Origin of the sequence: Kitasatospora sp. NPDC057940 (genome assembly GCF_042887425.1) — a bacterium.
GTDB lineage: Bacteria > Actinomycetota > Actinomycetes > Streptomycetales > Streptomycetaceae > Kitasatospora.
Genome location: NZ_JBHVPH010000012.1, coordinates 140525 through 156552 on the forward strand (window position 1 = coordinate 140525; position 16028 = coordinate 156552).

At 71.8% G+C, this 16028-nt stretch carries 19 protein-coding genes; 6 read left to right on the forward strand and 13 right to left on the reverse strand.

What is annotated here, in order from left to right; all coding sequences use genetic code 11:
- Nucleotides 1-41: 41 nt before the first annotated feature.
- Nucleotides 42-941, reverse strand: a complete 900-nt coding sequence (locus ACFVTF_RS20075) for a CAP domain-containing protein (RefSeq protein ID WP_371517450.1) — start codon at nucleotides 939-941, stop codon at nucleotides 42-44.
- A gap of 131 nt (nucleotides 942-1072) precedes the next feature.
- Nucleotides 1073-4102: a BTAD domain-containing putative transcriptional regulator gene (locus ACFVTF_RS20080; RefSeq protein WP_387815105.1), complete on the reverse strand. Its 3030-nt coding sequence runs from the start codon at nucleotides 4100-4102 to the stop codon at nucleotides 1073-1075.
- 132 nt (nucleotides 4103-4234) lie between these two features.
- On the opposite strand from ACFVTF_RS20080, the gene ACFVTF_RS20085 reads away from it, so the two are divergent.
- The gene (locus ACFVTF_RS20085) at nucleotides 4235-5719 is read left to right on the forward strand and encodes a BTAD domain-containing putative transcriptional regulator (RefSeq protein ID WP_387815107.1); all 1485 of its coding nucleotides are present in this window, start codon (nucleotides 4235-4237) and stop codon (nucleotides 5717-5719) included.
- Nucleotides 5720-5765: 46 nt separating this feature from the next.
- Here ACFVTF_RS20085 and ACFVTF_RS20090 read toward each other — a convergent pair whose 3' ends face one another.
- The 11 genes from ACFVTF_RS20090 to ACFVTF_RS20140 form a co-directional block, all read right to left on the reverse strand.
- Nucleotides 5766-6263, reverse strand: coding sequence for a hypothetical protein (locus tag ACFVTF_RS20090; protein ID WP_387815109.1), 498 nt, complete (start codon nucleotides 6261-6263; stop codon nucleotides 5766-5768).
- 124 nt (nucleotides 6264-6387) lie between these two features.
- Nucleotides 6388-6978 carry a DUF4157 domain-containing protein gene (locus tag ACFVTF_RS20095; protein WP_387815111.1) on the reverse strand — a complete coding sequence of 197 codons (591 nt, stop codon included), beginning with the start codon at nucleotides 6976-6978 and terminating at the stop codon, nucleotides 6388-6390.
- A 188-nt stretch (nucleotides 6979-7166) separates the two neighbouring features.
- A complete protein-coding gene (locus ACFVTF_RS20100) occupies nucleotides 7167-7682 on the reverse strand; it encodes a DUF6879 family protein (protein WP_387815113.1) in 516 nt (171 codons plus the stop codon).
- A gap of 79 nt (nucleotides 7683-7761) precedes the next feature.
- A complete protein-coding gene (locus ACFVTF_RS20105; RefSeq protein WP_387815114.1) occupies nucleotides 7762-8946 on the reverse strand; it encodes a methyltransferase domain-containing protein in 1185 nt (394 codons plus the stop codon).
- A 313-nt stretch (nucleotides 8947-9259) separates the two neighbouring features.
- Nucleotides 9260-10105, reverse strand: a complete 846-nt coding sequence (locus tag ACFVTF_RS20110; RefSeq protein ID WP_387815116.1) for a helix-turn-helix domain-containing protein — start codon at nucleotides 10103-10105, stop codon at nucleotides 9260-9262.
- Nucleotides 10106-10108: 3 nt separating this feature from the next.
- Entirely contained in the window at nucleotides 10109-10627 is a 519-nt protein-coding gene (locus ACFVTF_RS20115; protein WP_387815118.1) for a DUF6879 family protein, read from the reverse strand.
- Nucleotides 10605-10832: a hypothetical protein gene (locus ACFVTF_RS20120; protein ID WP_387815120.1), complete on the reverse strand. Its 228-nt coding sequence runs from the start codon at nucleotides 10830-10832 to the stop codon at nucleotides 10605-10607. The genes ACFVTF_RS20115 and ACFVTF_RS20120 overlap by 23 nt, the downstream gene beginning before the upstream one ends.
- Before the next feature lie 147 nt (nucleotides 10833-10979).
- Nucleotides 10980-11834 (reverse strand): helix-turn-helix domain-containing protein, encoded by an 855-nt coding sequence (locus ACFVTF_RS20125; protein WP_387815122.1) that lies wholly within the window; start codon nucleotides 11832-11834, stop codon nucleotides 10980-10982.
- 215 nt (nucleotides 11835-12049) lie between these two features.
- Nucleotides 12050-12622, reverse strand: coding sequence for a DUF1707 domain-containing protein (locus ACFVTF_RS20130; RefSeq protein ID WP_387815124.1), 573 nt, complete (start codon nucleotides 12620-12622; stop codon nucleotides 12050-12052).
- Nucleotides 12623-12725: 103 nt separating this feature from the next.
- Nucleotides 12726-12926, reverse strand: coding sequence for a DUF397 domain-containing protein (locus ACFVTF_RS20135; protein WP_387815126.1), 201 nt, complete (start codon nucleotides 12924-12926; stop codon nucleotides 12726-12728).
- A gap of 10 nt (nucleotides 12927-12936) precedes the next feature.
- Nucleotides 12937-13821 carry a helix-turn-helix domain-containing protein gene (locus ACFVTF_RS20140; RefSeq protein ID WP_387815128.1) on the reverse strand — a complete coding sequence of 295 codons (885 nt, stop codon included), beginning with the start codon at nucleotides 13819-13821 and terminating at the stop codon, nucleotides 12937-12939.
- 209 nt (nucleotides 13822-14030) lie between these two features.
- Between ACFVTF_RS20140 and ACFVTF_RS20145 the strand changes: the two genes are divergently transcribed.
- The 5 genes from ACFVTF_RS20145 to ACFVTF_RS20165 all read left to right on the forward strand — a co-directional run bounded on the left by ACFVTF_RS20145 (nucleotide 14031) and on the right by ACFVTF_RS20165 (nucleotide 15900).
- Nucleotides 14031-14402, forward strand: coding sequence for an ATP-binding protein (locus ACFVTF_RS20145; protein ID WP_387815130.1), 372 nt, complete (start codon nucleotides 14031-14033; stop codon nucleotides 14400-14402).
- Nucleotides 14402-14665 carry a hypothetical protein gene (locus ACFVTF_RS20150; RefSeq protein WP_371517433.1) on the forward strand — a complete coding sequence of 88 codons (264 nt, stop codon included), beginning with the start codon at nucleotides 14402-14404 and terminating at the stop codon, nucleotides 14663-14665. Before ACFVTF_RS20145 ends, ACFVTF_RS20150 begins: the two co-directional genes overlap by 1 nt.
- A gap of 105 nt (nucleotides 14666-14770) precedes the next feature.
- Entirely contained in the window at nucleotides 14771-15112 is a 342-nt protein-coding gene (locus ACFVTF_RS20155) for a hypothetical protein (protein WP_387815132.1), read from the forward strand.
- Nucleotides 15113-15190: 78 nt separating this feature from the next.
- The gene (locus tag ACFVTF_RS20160; RefSeq protein WP_387815134.1) at nucleotides 15191-15391 is read left to right on the forward strand and encodes a hypothetical protein; all 201 of its coding nucleotides are present in this window, start codon (nucleotides 15191-15193) and stop codon (nucleotides 15389-15391) included.
- Nucleotides 15392-15495: 104 nt separating this feature from the next.
- Complete coding sequence (locus tag ACFVTF_RS20165) at nucleotides 15496-15900, forward strand: DUF3052 domain-containing protein (protein WP_387815136.1); 405 nt, start codon at nucleotides 15496-15498, stop codon at nucleotides 15898-15900.
- The last annotated feature ends 128 nt before the right edge of the window (nucleotides 15901-16028 follow it).

Below are 16028 nucleotides of genomic sequence, written 5' to 3' on the forward strand. Positions count from 1 at the left end.
TGGCTGCTGTGGCTGCTGTGACGACTGAGGGGGCGGGGAGGTCAGGCCTGGGCGAAGGTCTGGACGTAGCGGCCCCAGTTGCCGCGCTGGCGGGGGGTGTAGCCGATGCCGATGGAGGTGAAGTCGCGGCCCAGGATGTTGTCGCGGTGGTGCGGGCTGTTCATCCACATCTGCATGGCCTCCGCCACGCTGTTCCCCGGGGTGACGTTCTCGGCGGCCGAGCGGAACTGGAAGCCGGCGGCGTGGATGCGGTCCCACGGGTTGCTGCCGTCGGTGCCGTCGTGCTGGGTGAGGTCGTGGGACGCCATGTCGTTGGCGTGCCGCTGGGCGGCGGCGCTCAGGCGGTCGTCGAGCCGCAGCGGCTGGAGGCCGGCCCGGCCGCGCTCCGTGTTGACGGAGGCCAGCATCTCGGTGCGGAAGTCGCCGCCGGGCTGCGGCTGGGGCTGGGGCTGCGGCTGCTGCTGGCCGCCGGCGCCGCCGTTCTGGCCGCCGGCCGGGATGAGCTGCCAGCGCTGCGCCGGGTTGTTGTCGTCCTGCTTGGTGAGGGTGAGCGGGGAGCCGGGGGCGGCCGCGGTGAGGAACAGCTGGCCCTCGTCGCAGCGGGCGGTCCGGATCCGGAACCAGTCGTTGTCGATGACGTCCAGCACCCAGCGCTGGTTGGGCTGCCCGTGCTCGTTGAACAGCCAGGTCTGGCCGGTGGAGTAGTTGTAGTCGATGACGACGGCCTGGCCGGGGGCGTGCCTGCCGTTGGTGAGCTGGGTCTCCAGGAGCCAGCTGCCGCCGTCCTTGGCCCAGAAGACCCAGCCCTGGGCGGTGGTGCCGTTGGGGCCCCAGGACTGGACCGGGGTGCCCGGGCTGCTCTGGCTGGAGCGCACGTCGGCGACCGTTCCGTTCGCGGACTTGAGGGTCCAGGTCTGGCCGTTCTGCGGGAGCGTGGGCATGAGTCGCGCCTATCTTCGGTGGGAGTGGCCCCGGCTCCGCACTGGTGCGGTCCGCGACCTGACGAGAGAGAAGATCGCGGACCGCGGTAGACAAGTGATCAACAAGGGGTGGACGGCCCCCGGGGACACGCTCAGGGCCGCGGCAGGCCGTCCAGCAGGGCCCTGGTCCGCTCGGCGTCCTCGCCGAGCCCGAGCCGCTCGTACACCTCCAGCGCGTCCGCCAGGCAGGCGCGGGCCTGGCGGGGGCGGCCGAGGCCGGTGAGCGCGGTGCCCAGGGTGCGCAGCAGCGCGGCCTCCAGGGCGGCGCTGGTGCGGCGGGCGAGCGGCAGCGCCGCCTCGGCGGCGTCGGCGGCGAGCAGCCAGCGTTCGGCCTCGGCGTGGATCCGGGCGGCGAGGTCGCCCGCCGCCGCCGCGAACACCGTCACCTGGAGGGCGGCGAACTCGTCGCGGGCGCCGACGGCGTGGGCGAGCGCCGCCTCCGGGTCGCCGCACAGCCGCAGGACCCGGGCCAGGTAGTAGCGGCCGGTGGCGGCGGACACCGGGCCGGATCCGCTCATCAGGCGGGCGCCGCGCTCGGCGGCGTCCCGGGCCTCGGCCAGCCGGCCGGTCTGGGCGCAGCTGAACGCGAACTCGCCGAGCGCGCTGCCCTCGGAGCGTTCGGCGCCGAGGCGGCGGAACAGGTCGGCGGCGCGGCCGGCGTGTCGGGCGGCGTCGGCGTAGCGGCCGTGGACGCGGGCGTTGCCGCCGAGGGTGAGCAGGGCCTTGGCGAGGACGCGGACCTTCGGGCCGTCGCCGCTGCCCCCGTTGCCGCGGTCGTCGTCCTGGCAGAGCGCGACGGCCTGGCGGATGTCCTGTTCGGACTCGGCGTAGCGGTTGATGTGCCAGAGCATGCCGCCGCGCACGTAGCGGGCGAGGGCGAGCGGGCCGTGGTCGCCGCGGGCGGCGGCCTCGCGGGCGATGCGGTCGGAGAGGTCGGCGATGTCGCGGGTCTGGGTGCGTTCGGCGAGTACGGAGCCCATCCGGTCGGCGAGTTCGGCGGCCCGGTCGAGCGGCAGCGCCGGGTCGGCGCAGCTCAGGGCGATGGCGGCGGCGTGCACGCCGGCCTGTTCGCGCATCCAGCGGACGGCGGCGGGCCCGTCCGTGATCGTCTTCCCGGGGGAGCGGACGGGTGCGTCGAGCAGGCTGAGTTCGACCGGGTCGGCCTTGCGGGCGGCGCGGTCGGCGTTGCGGGCGGTGGCCAGGCAGTAGTCGACCAGCCGGTCGGCGGCGGCGGTGTGCTCGGCGGCGGGCTCCTCGGCGGCGAGCCGGCCGCGGGCGTAGTCGCGGACCAGGTCGTGGAAGCCGTAGCGGCCGAAGCGGGGGGAGTGCAGCAGGTTGAGGTCGACGAGCGCTTCGAGGAGCTCGTCGGTCTCGGCTTCGCTGCGGCCGAGCAGGGCGGCCGCGCAGGGCAGCGGGACGTCCGGGGCGTCGGGCAGGGACAGCAGGCGGAAGGCGCGGGCGAGTTCGGTGTCGAGGCGGTGGTAGGAGAGGGCGAAGGTGGCCTCCACCGTCCGTTCGCCGTCGCTGAGTTCGGCCAGCCGGTGTTCCCGGCGCAGCCCGTCGGCGAGCGCGGCCAGGGTGAGCGCGGGGTCGGCGGCGAGCCGGGAGGCGACGATGCGCACGGCGAGCGGCAGCAGTCCGCAGGCCCGCACGATCTCCTCGGCGGCGCCGGGTTCGGCGTCGACGCGGTCGGCGCCGACGATCCGGGTCAGCAGTTCCAGCGCCTCGGCGGGCGGCAGGGTGTCCAGGCGCATCTGGTGCGCCCCGGCGAGGCCGGCCAGCCGGACGCGGCTGGTGACCAGGACGGCGCAGCCGGACGAGCCGGGCAGCAGCGGTTCGACCTGGCCGAGGGTGGCGGCGTTGTCGAGGACGACGAGGACCCGCCGCCCGGCCAGCGCCGAGCGGTAGAGGGCGGAGCGCTCCCCGGTGTCGAGCGGGATCTCGGCGGCGGCCACGCCGAGGGCGCGCAGGAAGCCGGCGAGCACCGCGCCCGGGTCCAGCGGGGTGCGGTCGGCGCCGCGCAGGTCGGCGAAGAGCCGTCCGTCGGGGAAGCGCCCGTGGGCCTGTCGGGCGACGTGCACGGCGAGCGTGGTCTTGCCGACCCCGCCCATGCCGTCCAGGGCGGAGACCACGACGGCTCGCCCGCCGGCCCCGGCGAGGCGGTCCACCAGGGTCTCGACCTCCTCCGTGCGGCCGGTGAAGTCGGCCAGGCCGTCGGGCAGTTGGTCGGGCGGCTGCCAGGCGGCGGCGGGTTCGGCGCGGGCGGAGGCGGAGGCGGCGGGGGCGGGCAGCAGGGACGGGTCCTCGCGCAGGATCCGCAGGTGCAGTGCGGCGGGGCCGTCCTCGGCCGTCGTGGCGGCGGCCGTCGGCGGCCGCCGGGTGTCCTCGTGCCGGGTGGGCCCGTCCCCGCCGGGCGGCAGCCGGCGGCGGGCGTCCTCGTACACGGCGAGCGCCTCGGCCTTGCGGCCCGCCTGGTAGAGGGCGCGCATCAGGACGGCGGTCAGCCGGGGCCGTTCGGGGTGTTCCAGGGCGAGGGCGGCGGCCTCGGCCGTCAGGCCGGTGTGGTCGCCGATCTCCGCGTCCAGCTCCAGCCGCGTCTCCTTGGCGTGAAGTCGCTGTTCGGCGAGGCGGGAGCGGACGGCCTCGGCGTGCGGCCCGGGCAGCCCGGCCAGCGGTTCGCCGACCCACAGCCGCTGCGCGGCCAGCAGGACCTCCCGGACCTCCTGCGGCGGGGCCTGCTCGTCGCGCAGCCGTCCGGCCGTGGCCAGCAGTTCCTCCCAGCGGGCCGCGTCCACCTCCGCGTCCGGCACCCGCAGCGCGTAGCCGTCGCCGACCCGCACCAGCGGCATCCGCTGCGGATCCGGCCCGGTGTACGGCTTGAAGGCCGACCGCAGCCGGGAGACGGCCAGCTGGACGGCCTTGCGGGGGTCGGCCGGCGCGGCCCCGCCCCACACCCCCTCCACCAGCACCGGCGTCGCCACCGTCCGTCCGGCGGCGCTCAGCAGCACCGCCAGGACGGCCCGCTGCTGCGGCCGGCCCAGTTCGATCTCCCGCTCCCCGTGCCAGGCGCGCAGCGGCCCCAGCAGTCCGAACCGCAGTCCGGACGCCCCGATGTCAACCATGTCCCGTCCCCGAATGTCGTGCGGTGCCCGGATCGCGCCAGTTCTGTGCGGACGGCGGTGCCCCCTGGTCCGGTCACCTATGCTCTGTCACGGATTGTGTACTTGAAACTCATGGCTTCGAGGGGTGGGGGCATGGGGCTCGAATTCCGTGTGCTGGGGCCGCTGCGGGCCCGGTGTGACGGCCGCGAGATCGACCTCGGCCGGCCGCAGCAGCGGGCCGTGCTGGCCGCCCTGCTGCTCGCCCCGGGCCAGCTCGTGCCCACTGAACGGCTGGTCGAGGGCTTGTGGGGCGAGGATGACGCCCGTTGGCCCAAGGCTCCGGCCGGCCAGATCGGCACCCACGCGCACCGGCTGCGGCGCGCCCTCGCGGCCCCCGGCCTGTTGGTCGCCACCGCCGGTGGCTACCGGCTGGCGGTGGATCGGGCCGCCGTCGACCTGTTCCGCTACGAGGCCGGGGTGGCCGAGGCCGTCACGCTGCGCTACGACGACCCGCTGCGGGCCCGGGAGTTGCTCGCCGGCGCGCTCGCGCTGTGGGAGGGGCGCGCGCTGGACGGCGTGCCCGGCGGTTTCGCCGAACGCGCCCGCGAACGGCTCGCCGCCGGACACCACGCCGCCGTCAAGGTGCTGCACGACCTGGACCTGGCGCTCGGCCGGCACGCCGAGGCGCTGCCCGCACTGGACGCGCTCGCCGCCGCACACCCGCGCGACGAGGAGGTCCAGCGCCTCCACCTGCTGGCCCTGCACCGCTGCGGGCGGACGGCCGAGGCGCTGGCCGCCTTCGAGGCGCTGCGCGAACGGCTGGACCGCGAGCTGGGGCTCGAACCGGCACCGGCGGTCGCGGACCTGCACGCCCGCATCCGGGGAGGGGACGCCGAGCTCGCGGCGCCGTCCGCCCCGGTACCGCCGCGCCGGCCCGCCCGGCCCTGCCAACTGCCGCCGGACATCCCCGACCTGGTCGGGCGGGCGGCCCAGGTGCGGGAGGCCGAGCGGATCCTGCGGACGGCCTGTGACGGCGGTGACGGCGGTGGTGCCGATGCCGGGGCCTCGCCGGTGCTCGGCCTGTCCGGGCCGGCCGGCAGCGGCACCTCCGCGCTCGCCGTGCACCTGGCGCACACCGTCCAGGACGCCTTCCCGGACGGGCAGCTGTACGCGGCCGGCGAGACGGCGGAGCCGGGCACGGTGCTGCCCGCCTTCCTGCGGGCCCTGGGGGAGCGGCCCGTCGAGGACGCCGACGTCGGCGAACTGGGCGCCCGCTACCGGGCCGCGCTCGCCGGGCGGCGGGTGCTCGTCGTGCTCGACGGCGTCACCGACCCGGCGCCGCTGCTGCCCGCGGTGGCGGGCTGCGCGGCCGTCGTGGCCGGCGCCGAACCGGGCGCCCTGCCCGCCGACGCGGCCCGGTTGGCCGTGGGCCCGCTGGAGCCGCAGGACGCGTACGAGCTGCTGGCCCGGGTCGTCGGCGCCGAGCGGATCCGCCGGGAGCCGGGCCCGGCCGCCGAGGTCGCCGAGCTCTGCGGCTACCTGCCCGTACTCCTGCGGTCGGTGGCGGCGCGCCTCGCGGCCCGCCCGCAGTGGTCCGTCGCCGACCTGGTCCGCTGGCTCGCCGAACGGGGCGCCTGAGCGGCGCTCCGTCCGGAGGCTGGGGCTAGGGCGTGTCAGACACGCCTTAGTAGAGGTCCGAGGACATCGCCCACATGCGGATGTCGCTGGTGGGCGTGGTGACGATGGGGACCTCGCCGTCACCCCAGTAGATGGCGACGCCGCCGAGCTTCTTCACCACCAGCCGGGCGCCCGGGTGCCCGTACGTGCCGGAGGACCAGCAGACGCCCCCGGAGGCGGAGTAGACGACCAGGTTGCCGTCGGACTGCATGACCGCCTTGTACCCGCAGTGGTTCACGTTGGTGCGGGAGTCCCACACGGCCAGCGGGTTCGGGGTGTTGTACCCGCGGTAGACGACCAGGTTGCCGTCGGACTGCATGATCAGCCGGGAGTTCTCGGAGTCGACGTGCCAGCCCGGGTAGAGCGGCTCGTCGTTCCAGAGCGTGTGGGTCACCGGGTCGTACGCCGCCTGCGCGGTGCCGGCCCCCAGCATCGTCCCCGTCAGCGCCAGCGCCGTCGCCGCCACCCCGACGGCCATGCGTCGCACTGCCTTCACTGCCTTCATCCCCGGGTACCTCTTTCGTCCATATCGCGCCCGTGAAAGTTCGGGGCGCCCCGTGGGACTGACCATGGGGCAAGGCGGTAGACAAACGATGAACGATCCCGTTCATGGGCGGGGGCGAGACGGCTCAGCCTCCGTGCTCCTCGTCCTCGTGGGCGGCGGCGTGGTCGGCGGCGTGGGCGGTTTGGTGGCCTGCGGCCGGGCCGGACAGCACCCGCCGGGCGTTGGCCTCGGCCTCGCGCTCGAAGCGGTCGGACGGGTCGCTGATGCTCAGCCCGGAGCCGTTGTCGGAGCCCGCCACGGGGCCCTGCCGCTGCTGGAGGACGTGGGTCAGCTCGTGGGCGAGGGTGTGCCGGTCGCCGCCGCCGTCGCCGATGACGACGTGGTTGCCGGAGGTGTAGGCGCGGGCGCCGATCTCGGCGGCGGAGCTCCGGGCGGCGCTGTCGTCGTGGATCCGGACGTCCGAGAAGTCGGCGCCCAGGCGGGCCTCCATGTCGGCGCGGGTGGCGCCGTCGAGCGAGCGGCCGCCGCTGCGCAGCACGTCGTGGACGGCGGCGCCGGAGCGCTGCACCTGGCCGGCCCGCTGGAGCCGCTGGACGACGGCGGCGTTGCCGACGGACGCCTGGAGGCCGAGCAGTGCGGGTGTCGGTGTCCGGGCGGAGGCGGGAGAGCTGGTCGAGGGGGAGTGCGCCTTGTCGTCACTGTCGCGGGTCCTCATCGGCGTCCCTTCGGGTCGATGGCCGGTGAGTCCTGGATACCCCGCCCACGCCCGCAGCGGTAGGGATGGCGGGGGCAGCAACCCTGCCCCCGGGGGCAGCACAGCCCGTTGGTTGGTCCCCAACATGTGGACGGAGCAAGAGGATTGCCGTCGAGGGTAGGGCGTGCAGGCGAGGCGGCCATGCTGGATCAGTGAAGCCGGTACTCCTCGTGCGGGATCGCTCGCTCCCACACCGCCTCGAATGCCGACTTCACCAGTTCGACGACGGCCGGCTCGGTGCGCCATTCACGGTCGACGACCTCACCGACGCCCGAGAAGTACGTGAACAGCACCGACGACCCGTCGAACAGCCACAGGTCGGTGCCGGGCAGCGCGATGTCGGCCGCCTTCCGGCGGGGAAGCCAACGGACCTGTTCGCCCGCTCGGACGTTCGGGAACGTCACGTCGTACTCGTACCGGATGTAGTCGGTGACCGGCTCGGAGACGACCCGGGCGCGCCTCATCGCGACACCGCGTGCCGTCGTCTCGGCTACCACGTCCAGGAACGGGCGCCACCAGGACGATCGCTCGGCAGCGGGGTCAAGGCGCTTCCCCTGCTGCCATGCGATGAATTCGGGGTCGCCGGGCTGGTAGGTGTCGCGCATCTCAAGGTGTACGGCGGAAATCTTGGCCGTGGCCAGGCCCTCAAGTACCGGGTTCGTCATCGTTCCTCCTCATCGCCGCGCAGATCTGCTTTGCCGCCCGCTCGTTGGGCTCCAACGAGCGGGCGGGAGGGGCCTCGTCCTACGGCACCCGGCTGATGACGGTGGCCGGGCCGTCGAGGAAGACCTGCTGCTCGTCGCCGACGATCCGGAGCCCGAACCGGTCCGGGCCCGGCCGGTCGGCCTTCTCCCACCAGCCGTGGGCCTCCTCGATCTCGTCCCAGAGTCGGCGAGGCCCGTACTGCCAGACCGTGAACCGTTCCTCCTGGCGGCCATCGTGGTCCACCGCGGCCCACGAGGTGGCGTCCGTGGTGGCCACCCACAGACGGGTGGCCACCCCCTCGATGTCGGGTTCGTGATGCCAGGCGGTCCACACGTCGCCGAGTTTCAGGCCGAGTGCGAACCGTACGTCCAGGTCATCGCCGCACACCTGCCACGGCGACAGCCGGGTGGTGGACTCGTCGGGCTGGTGGTGGTCGCGTACGACGTCCCGGTAGATCCGCAGGTCCGTCCGCTGGGCGCGCATCAGCATGAACGAGCCGTGCGCGCTGAACTTCCCGTAGGTGTGGTGCTCGCCGACGACGAGCCTGAGCAGGCCGAAGGAGAGCATCGGGCTCTCCCAGGGTGTGACGATCACGCCGCCGGGGTCGGTCTGCTCGATCCACGCCGTCGGTACCCTGCGGACCGAGCAGGTGGAGATGATCCGGTCGTACGGCTGCCGGGAGGCCCAGCCGTCGGCGCCGTCCCCGCAGACGGCCTCCACGGCGAGCCCGGCCGCGTTGAGTGAGGCGCGGGCCTGCCGGGCGACGTCAGGGTCGACCTCGATCGAGGTGACCCGATCGGCGCCGAGCCGGTGGGCGAGCAGCGCGGCGTTCCAGCCCGTCCCGGTGCCGATCTCCAGGGCCTTCAAGCCCGGCCAGACACCGAGGTCGTCGAGCATCCGCACGACCATGGCGGGCGAGGAGGCGGAGGACGACGCCCAGGCCTCCTCGCCGTCGGCCGGTTCCTCACCGTCGTTGACCTGCGTGACGGCAGGTTCGTTGGCGTAGGCGGCCTCGAACCACCGGTCGGGATCGTCCCGGAGGTCGCAGGGCCGGAGGTCCCCGTTCTCGTCGTCCAGCCAGATTCGGTCCGGCAGGAACCGGTGACGCGGGGTCGCCCTGATCGCGTCCTTCCACTCCTGCGGGACGGGCTTGCCGAGTTCTTCGCTGACGGCCAGGAGCAGGCCGCGCACGGCGGCCTGCTCCTGGCGGATGTTCTCCGTCACTGGTCCTTCTTCTCGTGCTTCGGAGGCGGTTTCGGGTGCGAGGTGTCCTTGGACGGTTTGTCCTTGCCCGGGTCCTGCTGGCCCGCGTGCTTGCCGGCCGTTCCGCTCATTGGCCCTCCTTGCTGGTCGGTGCGGTGTGGAGGTCGTCGCGTGGCTACAGGTCCGGCGGCCTCGGCGACGGGGGCGAGGCGGACTTCTTCGGCTTCGGGGGATCGGTGACCTGCAACGGCCCTCTCCTGTCAGCTCGTTGTGTCCTCAACGGTAGGGAGGGGGCCTACGCCCGGTCGATGAACTTGCTCGACCTTGCCCGGATTCACCCGAGCGCGTCGATGGCCTGGGTGATGAGCGAACGTGCCTCGGCGCCGTAGACCGCGATGCTCGCCAGCTCGGAGAAGGTCTGGCCGTACTCGGCGATCTCCGCCGGTTGGGTGATGGTGAGGTGGGCGGAGACAAGCTCGACGTTCACCTGTGCATCGTCGTACATGGTGAAGGACTCAACCGGCCATCCCGCACCCCTGGTTGTCCCGAGGGGAATCACTCCGAGGCTGACCGAGGGAAGGGAGCCGATACCGATCAGATGGCCAAGCTGGCCCAGGAGGACGTCCGGCGTGCCGATGACCGTTCGCAGCACCCACTCCTCGACCAGGACGGCGAAGCGATGGTCTCCGGTGTGCAGCACGTTCTGCCGCTCCATCCGTACGGCGACGGCTTCATCGACGTCGTCGGGCGTGTTGCGCAGCGACACGATCGTGTGGAGCACTGCACGCGTGTAGGCGGCGGTCTGGAGCAGGCCGGGGATGACCCACGACTGATACATGCGGAAGCGGCGTGTCCGCTCGAACAGCGGGCGCACGGATTCCTGCGCCCGCTTGAGTCCGGCTCGTTCGAGGCGGCGCCACTCGACGTACATGCCTTCGATGTTCCGGGCAGTTGCGATGAGGTCCGCAGCCTGATCAGGTACGCCACAGATGGCCGTCCAGACGCGTATGTCAGCCTCCGACGGCATCACCCGGCCACTCTGGATCTTGGAGCACTTCGATTCATGCCACCCAGCGGCCTCGGCCACCGCCCGCGCGCTGAGTCCGGAATCTCGCCGGATATCGCGCAGACGCTGGCCGAGAGCCTGTTTGGCTTGCTGGACGCTGGATGACGCGGACACGGTCTAGTGCAGCCGGAAGTCCTCGTGCGGCACTGCCCGTTCCCAGACGGCCTCGAACGCGGAGTGGCAGAGCTTCAGGATCTCCGGGTCGGTGCTGATCTCGTCGCCGACGAAGTCGCCCTCGCCGCTGAAGTGGTGGACGACGAGGTACTGCCCGTCGATCAGCCAGAAGTCATTGCCGGGGAGCGCGAGGTCGGTCGTCTGCCTACGCGGAAGCCAGCTGACCTGCTCGCCGGAGGCGATGTTCCGGAACGTGATCTCGTGCTCGAACCGGACGTACTCGCTGACCGGCTCCGACACCACGCGGGCGCGCCGGATCTCGACGCCTCGGGCGGTGGTCTCCTGGACCAACTGCAACCAAGGGCTCCACCACGTCGAACGGTCGGCCGGGTCGTCGCGGAGCCCGTCGAGCCAGCGGACGAACAGCGGATCGTCTCGCATGTAGCCGTCGCGCATCTCAAGGTGAAGCGCCGAGCGGGTGCAGGACCGCAGCAGGTCCTCAAGCGTGGGGGCCGCTGCCACCGTTCACCTCCGGGAAGAACTGCATCATTCGCCTGGGGAATTCGATCACGGTCTCGTGCCCGGGGATGTCCATCTGCGCGAGACGGTTCGGGTCGAGGACCTTCCAGCCCTGGAGGATGTAGTTGCCCGTCACGTCATCGAGGTAGACGGTCGGGGACTTGCCTTCGGGGCTGTCGGGGTCTTGCCCGAGCTTGTGCAGCGCCATCGTGGGCCTCCTCGTGGTTGGAGTCGATCGCTGTGAGAGAGCTTGCCGCACAACTCGGGACCCGCACCACGAACTTGCTTGAACTTGCCCGGCGAGAGCGAGCAGGTTCATGCAGCGGAAGTCGCCGACATTCTTTTTGATGCTATATCAGATCCAGCTTTCGGCAGCTGCGGTGAGCAGCCGCCGGGCGTCCGCGTCGTAGAGCGCGCTCGGGGCCAGCAGGTCGAAGACCTTGCGGTACTGGGCGATCTCCTCGGGCAGGCCCAGTCGGAGTTCGCCACTGACGACCTCGACGGAGGCCAGCTGGTCGTCGAAGACCCAGAATCCGTGCACGGGTGAGGCGGGCAGGCGTGTGCGGAACGGCACGACGCCCAGGCGCAGGGCCGGGAGGGTCGTCGCGGAGACCAGGCGGTCGATCTGGGCGCGCATCACCTCGGCGGAGGCCGTCCCGTAGAGCAGGGCGGCCTCGGTGAGGAGGATGTGCCAGTGCCGGCCGCCGGGCGAGTGCGAGTACAGGATCTGTTGACGGGCGAGGCGGGCGGCCACGGCGGCGTCCGTGTCCGGCGGGCTGTCGTTGAGCTGGGCGTGCTCGCGGAACCGTGCGGCCGCGTAGTCGGCGGTCTGGAGAAGACCCGGCACCCAGCAGGGTTCGAATGCGCGGATGGTCTGTGCCGCGGCCTCCATGTCGGCCCAGGACTTCTGGACTGCGGCGTGGCCGTGCCGCAGCTCGCGCCGCCATTGGGCGTACCGGTCGTCCAGCTCGTGCAGTTGGACGACGAGTTCCGCAGCGGCCTCGGGGACGTCGCAGGCGTCGGCCCAGGCCCGGACGTCGGCGACCGTGGGGGATTGCCGCCCTTGCTGAAGCTTGGACACCTTGCTCGCGGGCCAGCCGAGCCGGCCCGCGAGGGTGCGTCCGTCGAGCCCGGCCGCCGTACGGATCGTGCGAAGGCGTCGGCCGAGTTCCAGGCGGGCTTCGTGGACACCCTGTCGTGCGGTGCTCAACGCGGGCTGCCGGTGAGTCGCGGCTTCACGATTGCTCCTCCTAGCCGAAATTTCTCAAAGTTTCTCACCGGCGTGGTCGTGACGGAAGGCCGGAATCGGCCAACGGTGCGTCGTGGAGGGCGCTTTGAGGGCGGGAGGTTGGTTGGGGAACGAGATCGCCCGCTCGTCGGGATCGACGAGCGGGCGAGGGTGTGTAGCTGTGGAGTGGGTCTGCCTCAAGCGCTGAAGAGGCGGCGGCGGGGAGGGCGCGCGACGACCGAGGCGTGTTTGAGGGTGCCGACGAGCTCGATGCGGAGCCGGGGCCTGGCGTCGCCGCCGCTGTCGAAGCGCTGCTTGACCTTGGAGAAGACCAGGGTGAGACCGTCGGTGTCGAGGGTGACGAGGCCCGGCGGGCTGATGATGAGCAGCTTGCCGTGCCGCAGGGACACGTCGATCTGAAGGGTGTCGGCCGTGATGACCGCCTCGGTGAAGTCGAGGACGACCGTGCAGTGCTTCGGCCGCAACTCGATGTGCCGGGGGACCACCCAGCGCCCCGCCCGGGTGTACTTGCCGCCGCGCTGGTCGATGACCAGCACGTCCTTCGGCACGGCCACGGGCGATGCGAAGCCCGGCAGGTCGGTGGTCAGCTCGGCCAGTTCGCCGAGCGTCCGGGCCGAGAGCGCGGCTTCCAGTCGGGTTTCAAGCTCGTCGGGGGTGAGCCGGCCGTCTGCGGCGGCGACCTGCAGCGTTTCTACGATGCGGTCCCGGTCCTGATGGGATGCCCGTAGCGCGGGCAGGTCACTCGACATGGGGTCCACGCTAACCCAGTGCGGGCAGCCCGGAACAGGGAGCTGGGCGGGGGCGGTCAGCACCAAGTGTGCTGACCGCCGGGCGTGCGGCAGGGGTTCAGGCTCAGACGAGGTGGTCGAACTCGCCGGCCTTGGCGCCGAGGATGAAGGCGCGGAGTTTGGGGGCGGTGGTGGTGACGACGACGTCGGGGTCGTCGGATTCGCGGAGGTGGCGGAGGCTGTCGACCCCAGTTGCTAGTTCAAGACATGTGCTGCCGCCGTCTGCATCGCTGAAGGATGACTTCTGCCAGGCAAGGTCGGACATCGGGCGCCTTTCACGTTTGGAGCTGGTAGACGAGGTGCTGAAGGAGTCCCCACGAGTCACGAGAGGAGTCACGCCTGGGCTTCGACGCGTCCACGGCCGGTAACGAGAGATCGCAGGCCTCTCGAAACTTCTGGTGGTAGGCCACTACATCTGATGGATCTCCAAGGTGAATAGCGCGCTTGGGCCCATCCAGGATGATGGTCGACAGGGCGGTGCACCCGGGGTCGCAGATCAGGAAGGCGCCTGTGTAGGGGACCTTCTTGGGGGCGTCGAATGGAATGATCTCGATCGTGACATTGGGTAGTTCCGCCATATCGACGAGGTGAAGAAGCTGCTCGTGCATGACTGATTTGCCGGCGAACCGCATCCGAAGAGCTGCTTCGTGGATGACGAATCGAAACTGGCGCCTACTGTCGGTCAGGACACGCTGCCGCTGTAGACGGAACTGGACGGCGGTCGCCGTGTCCCAACGGCCATCTTGATAAGCATCCTTGTAGATAGCTTCGATATAGCCCGGGACCTGCAAGCTGCCGGGGATATGGAGTGTGTCGAACACGGAGAAGGTCTGCGCCCTGTCCTCCGCCTCGGCCAGATCCAGCGCGAGTGCCGGGACTTTGCCCTCGAACTCGCTCCACCAGCCCTTGCCGCTGCTCCGACCCATCTCGGTAAGACCCGCGCGGTATACCGGGTCCGTGCAGCCATAGGCGTCGAGCCAGACTTCGAGGCGTTCGGGGTTGAGAGTGATCCGGCCAGCCTCGGTGTGACTCACTGCCGGAACCTTCATGCCGACCAGTGCCCCGGCATCGGCCGACGACAGCCCGGCGGCTGTCCGCAGGTGCTGCAACTCCTCGCCGAATCGGCGCTGCCGTTGGCTGATTGGTCCCTTGTATCCCACGATCGTCCTTCCCTGTCGGCGCAGTCTCGCGCACAACCCCTCCGGGATGCCACCAACGAGTGATGGCTGACACGAGTCTCCTGGATCGGCTTGCAACCTTGCCAGATAGGCCCCTACTCTCAGTGTTGCACCTATCACATGACGGAGCGTCAGCCGGGTTCATGGCGACGTTTCCGCCGATTCCCCTCCTCTCCCTCCCGGGGTCTCCCATGCGTGCTTCCAACCCTCCCGACTGGACCGCCGCCCGCACCGAGCTGTGCGACCTCCTCGCCACCGCCGGCTGGCCGCCCCCCACCATCTCCGACGCCGAACTCGCCCTCCACGAACTCTTCTTCAACGCCTGGAAGCACGCCGGGAGCCTCGCGCCCCTCGTCGTGCTCTCCCTCCTCAACCACCGGCTCCGCGTCTCGGTCTGTGACGACAGCCAGACCCTCCCGCCCGAGCCGTGCGCCCCCGTCGACCCCTACGCGCTCTCCGGCCGAGGCCTGCATCTCGTCCGTTCCCTCACCCACCGCTTCGGCGCCGACCTGCGCAAGCAGGGCAAGGCCGTCTGGTTCGAGCTGCAGTTGGACGCCGCCTGATGCCCCTTCCCCGCCGCCGCCCGATGCTCCCGACCGACCCCCGGATCCGGTACTACACCGACGACCACATCCGTACGCTCCTCGCCGAAGTCGACGAGCGCGGACGCAGGTTCGGCCTCATCTTCCCCTCCGCCACCATCGACCGCACCATCGACGGCCGCGTCCTCGTCCGCTTCAACACCGCCCCGGCCTCCACGCTCCTCAACCTCCTCTCCCTCCTCCTCGCCGCCGAACGAGACCGCGAAGACCCGTGCGCTTCCTGATCGCCGCCGCCTTCGCCGTCCTCCTCGCCCTGGCGATCGCCACCGTCGTCCTGGGCGTCATCACCGCACTCAACGTTGCAAAGCCCGACGAGGAGGACCCCTGACATGCCCGACCCGGACCTGGGCCCCGACTTCGGCCCCAACCCCCTGGCCAACGCCCTCGCCGCGACGCACTACGCCGTCGCCGCCGCCTTCAACACCCTCGCCCCCGGCGCCGCCCAGCCCGTCCCCGACGACTTCGACTGGCGCGAACTCGAAGCCTTCATCTTCCACTTGGGCTTCGTCGCCGACGGCTCCGACGCCGCCCTCAACCTCTACCGCCTGCTCACCGCCGTCCAGCGCATCGCCTACCGCGAGGCCGCCGGTCGCAACGCCGCCGGCCACCCCGCCCGCCTCAACCCCCGCCCACCCTCTGCCGGATTCACCCGTGGGAGTGGTGCCGGGTGAATGCCACCGACCGCGCCCCGCGCGGCCCCTAGCGTGGGCAGGGCCAAGCGCCAGCCACCCCAGGGGAGGGGAACCGACGTGTCCGACGTCGCCGAATACCTGCTGCTTTACGTCGAGGGCGACGCAGTCGTGGCGCACGACGCGGACCTGCGCCCGCACACGTTCCCCCTCCCGCCCGGCGAGCTGGGCGCCACCATCACCCGGGCCGATGCCACCGGGGGCGCCCAACTCCTGCTGGCCGTCGGCTCGGCCGGGATCGTCTCCTGTCGCGAGATCTGACGCACCGTCAATTCCCGGGCGTGTTCCGCGCCGACCACCGTCCGCGTCTGGTTGGCTACCCGGATGCGAGGCGACAGGCGCCTCCAAGTCAAAGGAACACCGGCATGACGACAGAGCGCACCAACCCGGCGGCCCGGCTCGGGTTCCAGCCCGGGCGGGTCGTCCAGGAGATCGGCTACGACGACGACGTCGACCAGGACCTCCGCGAGGGCATCGAGTCGATCACCGGCCAGGACCTCGTCGACGAGGACTACGAGGACGCGGCAGACACCGTCCTGCTCTGGTTCCGCGACGACGACGGCGACCTCACCGACGCCCTGGTCGATGCCATCGGCCTCCTCGGAGAGGGCGGCATGATCTGGCTGCTCACCCCGAAGTCGGGCCGGGACGGCTACATCGAGCCCAGCGACGTCAACGAGGCCGCCCAGACGGCCGGCCTCGCCTCGACCAAGGCCATCAGCGCCGCAGCGGACTGGACCGGCATCCGCCTCATCACCCCCAAGCGCTGACCCTCCGAAGCAGGAAGTCGGCGGAGCAGGAAGTCGGCGGGGCACGGAATCGGCCCCCCCGGCAAACATCTGCCCGCCCCTCACCCCACCGCGGCGGCACCACGCCCCCCTCCGGCCCGCAGCCCGCG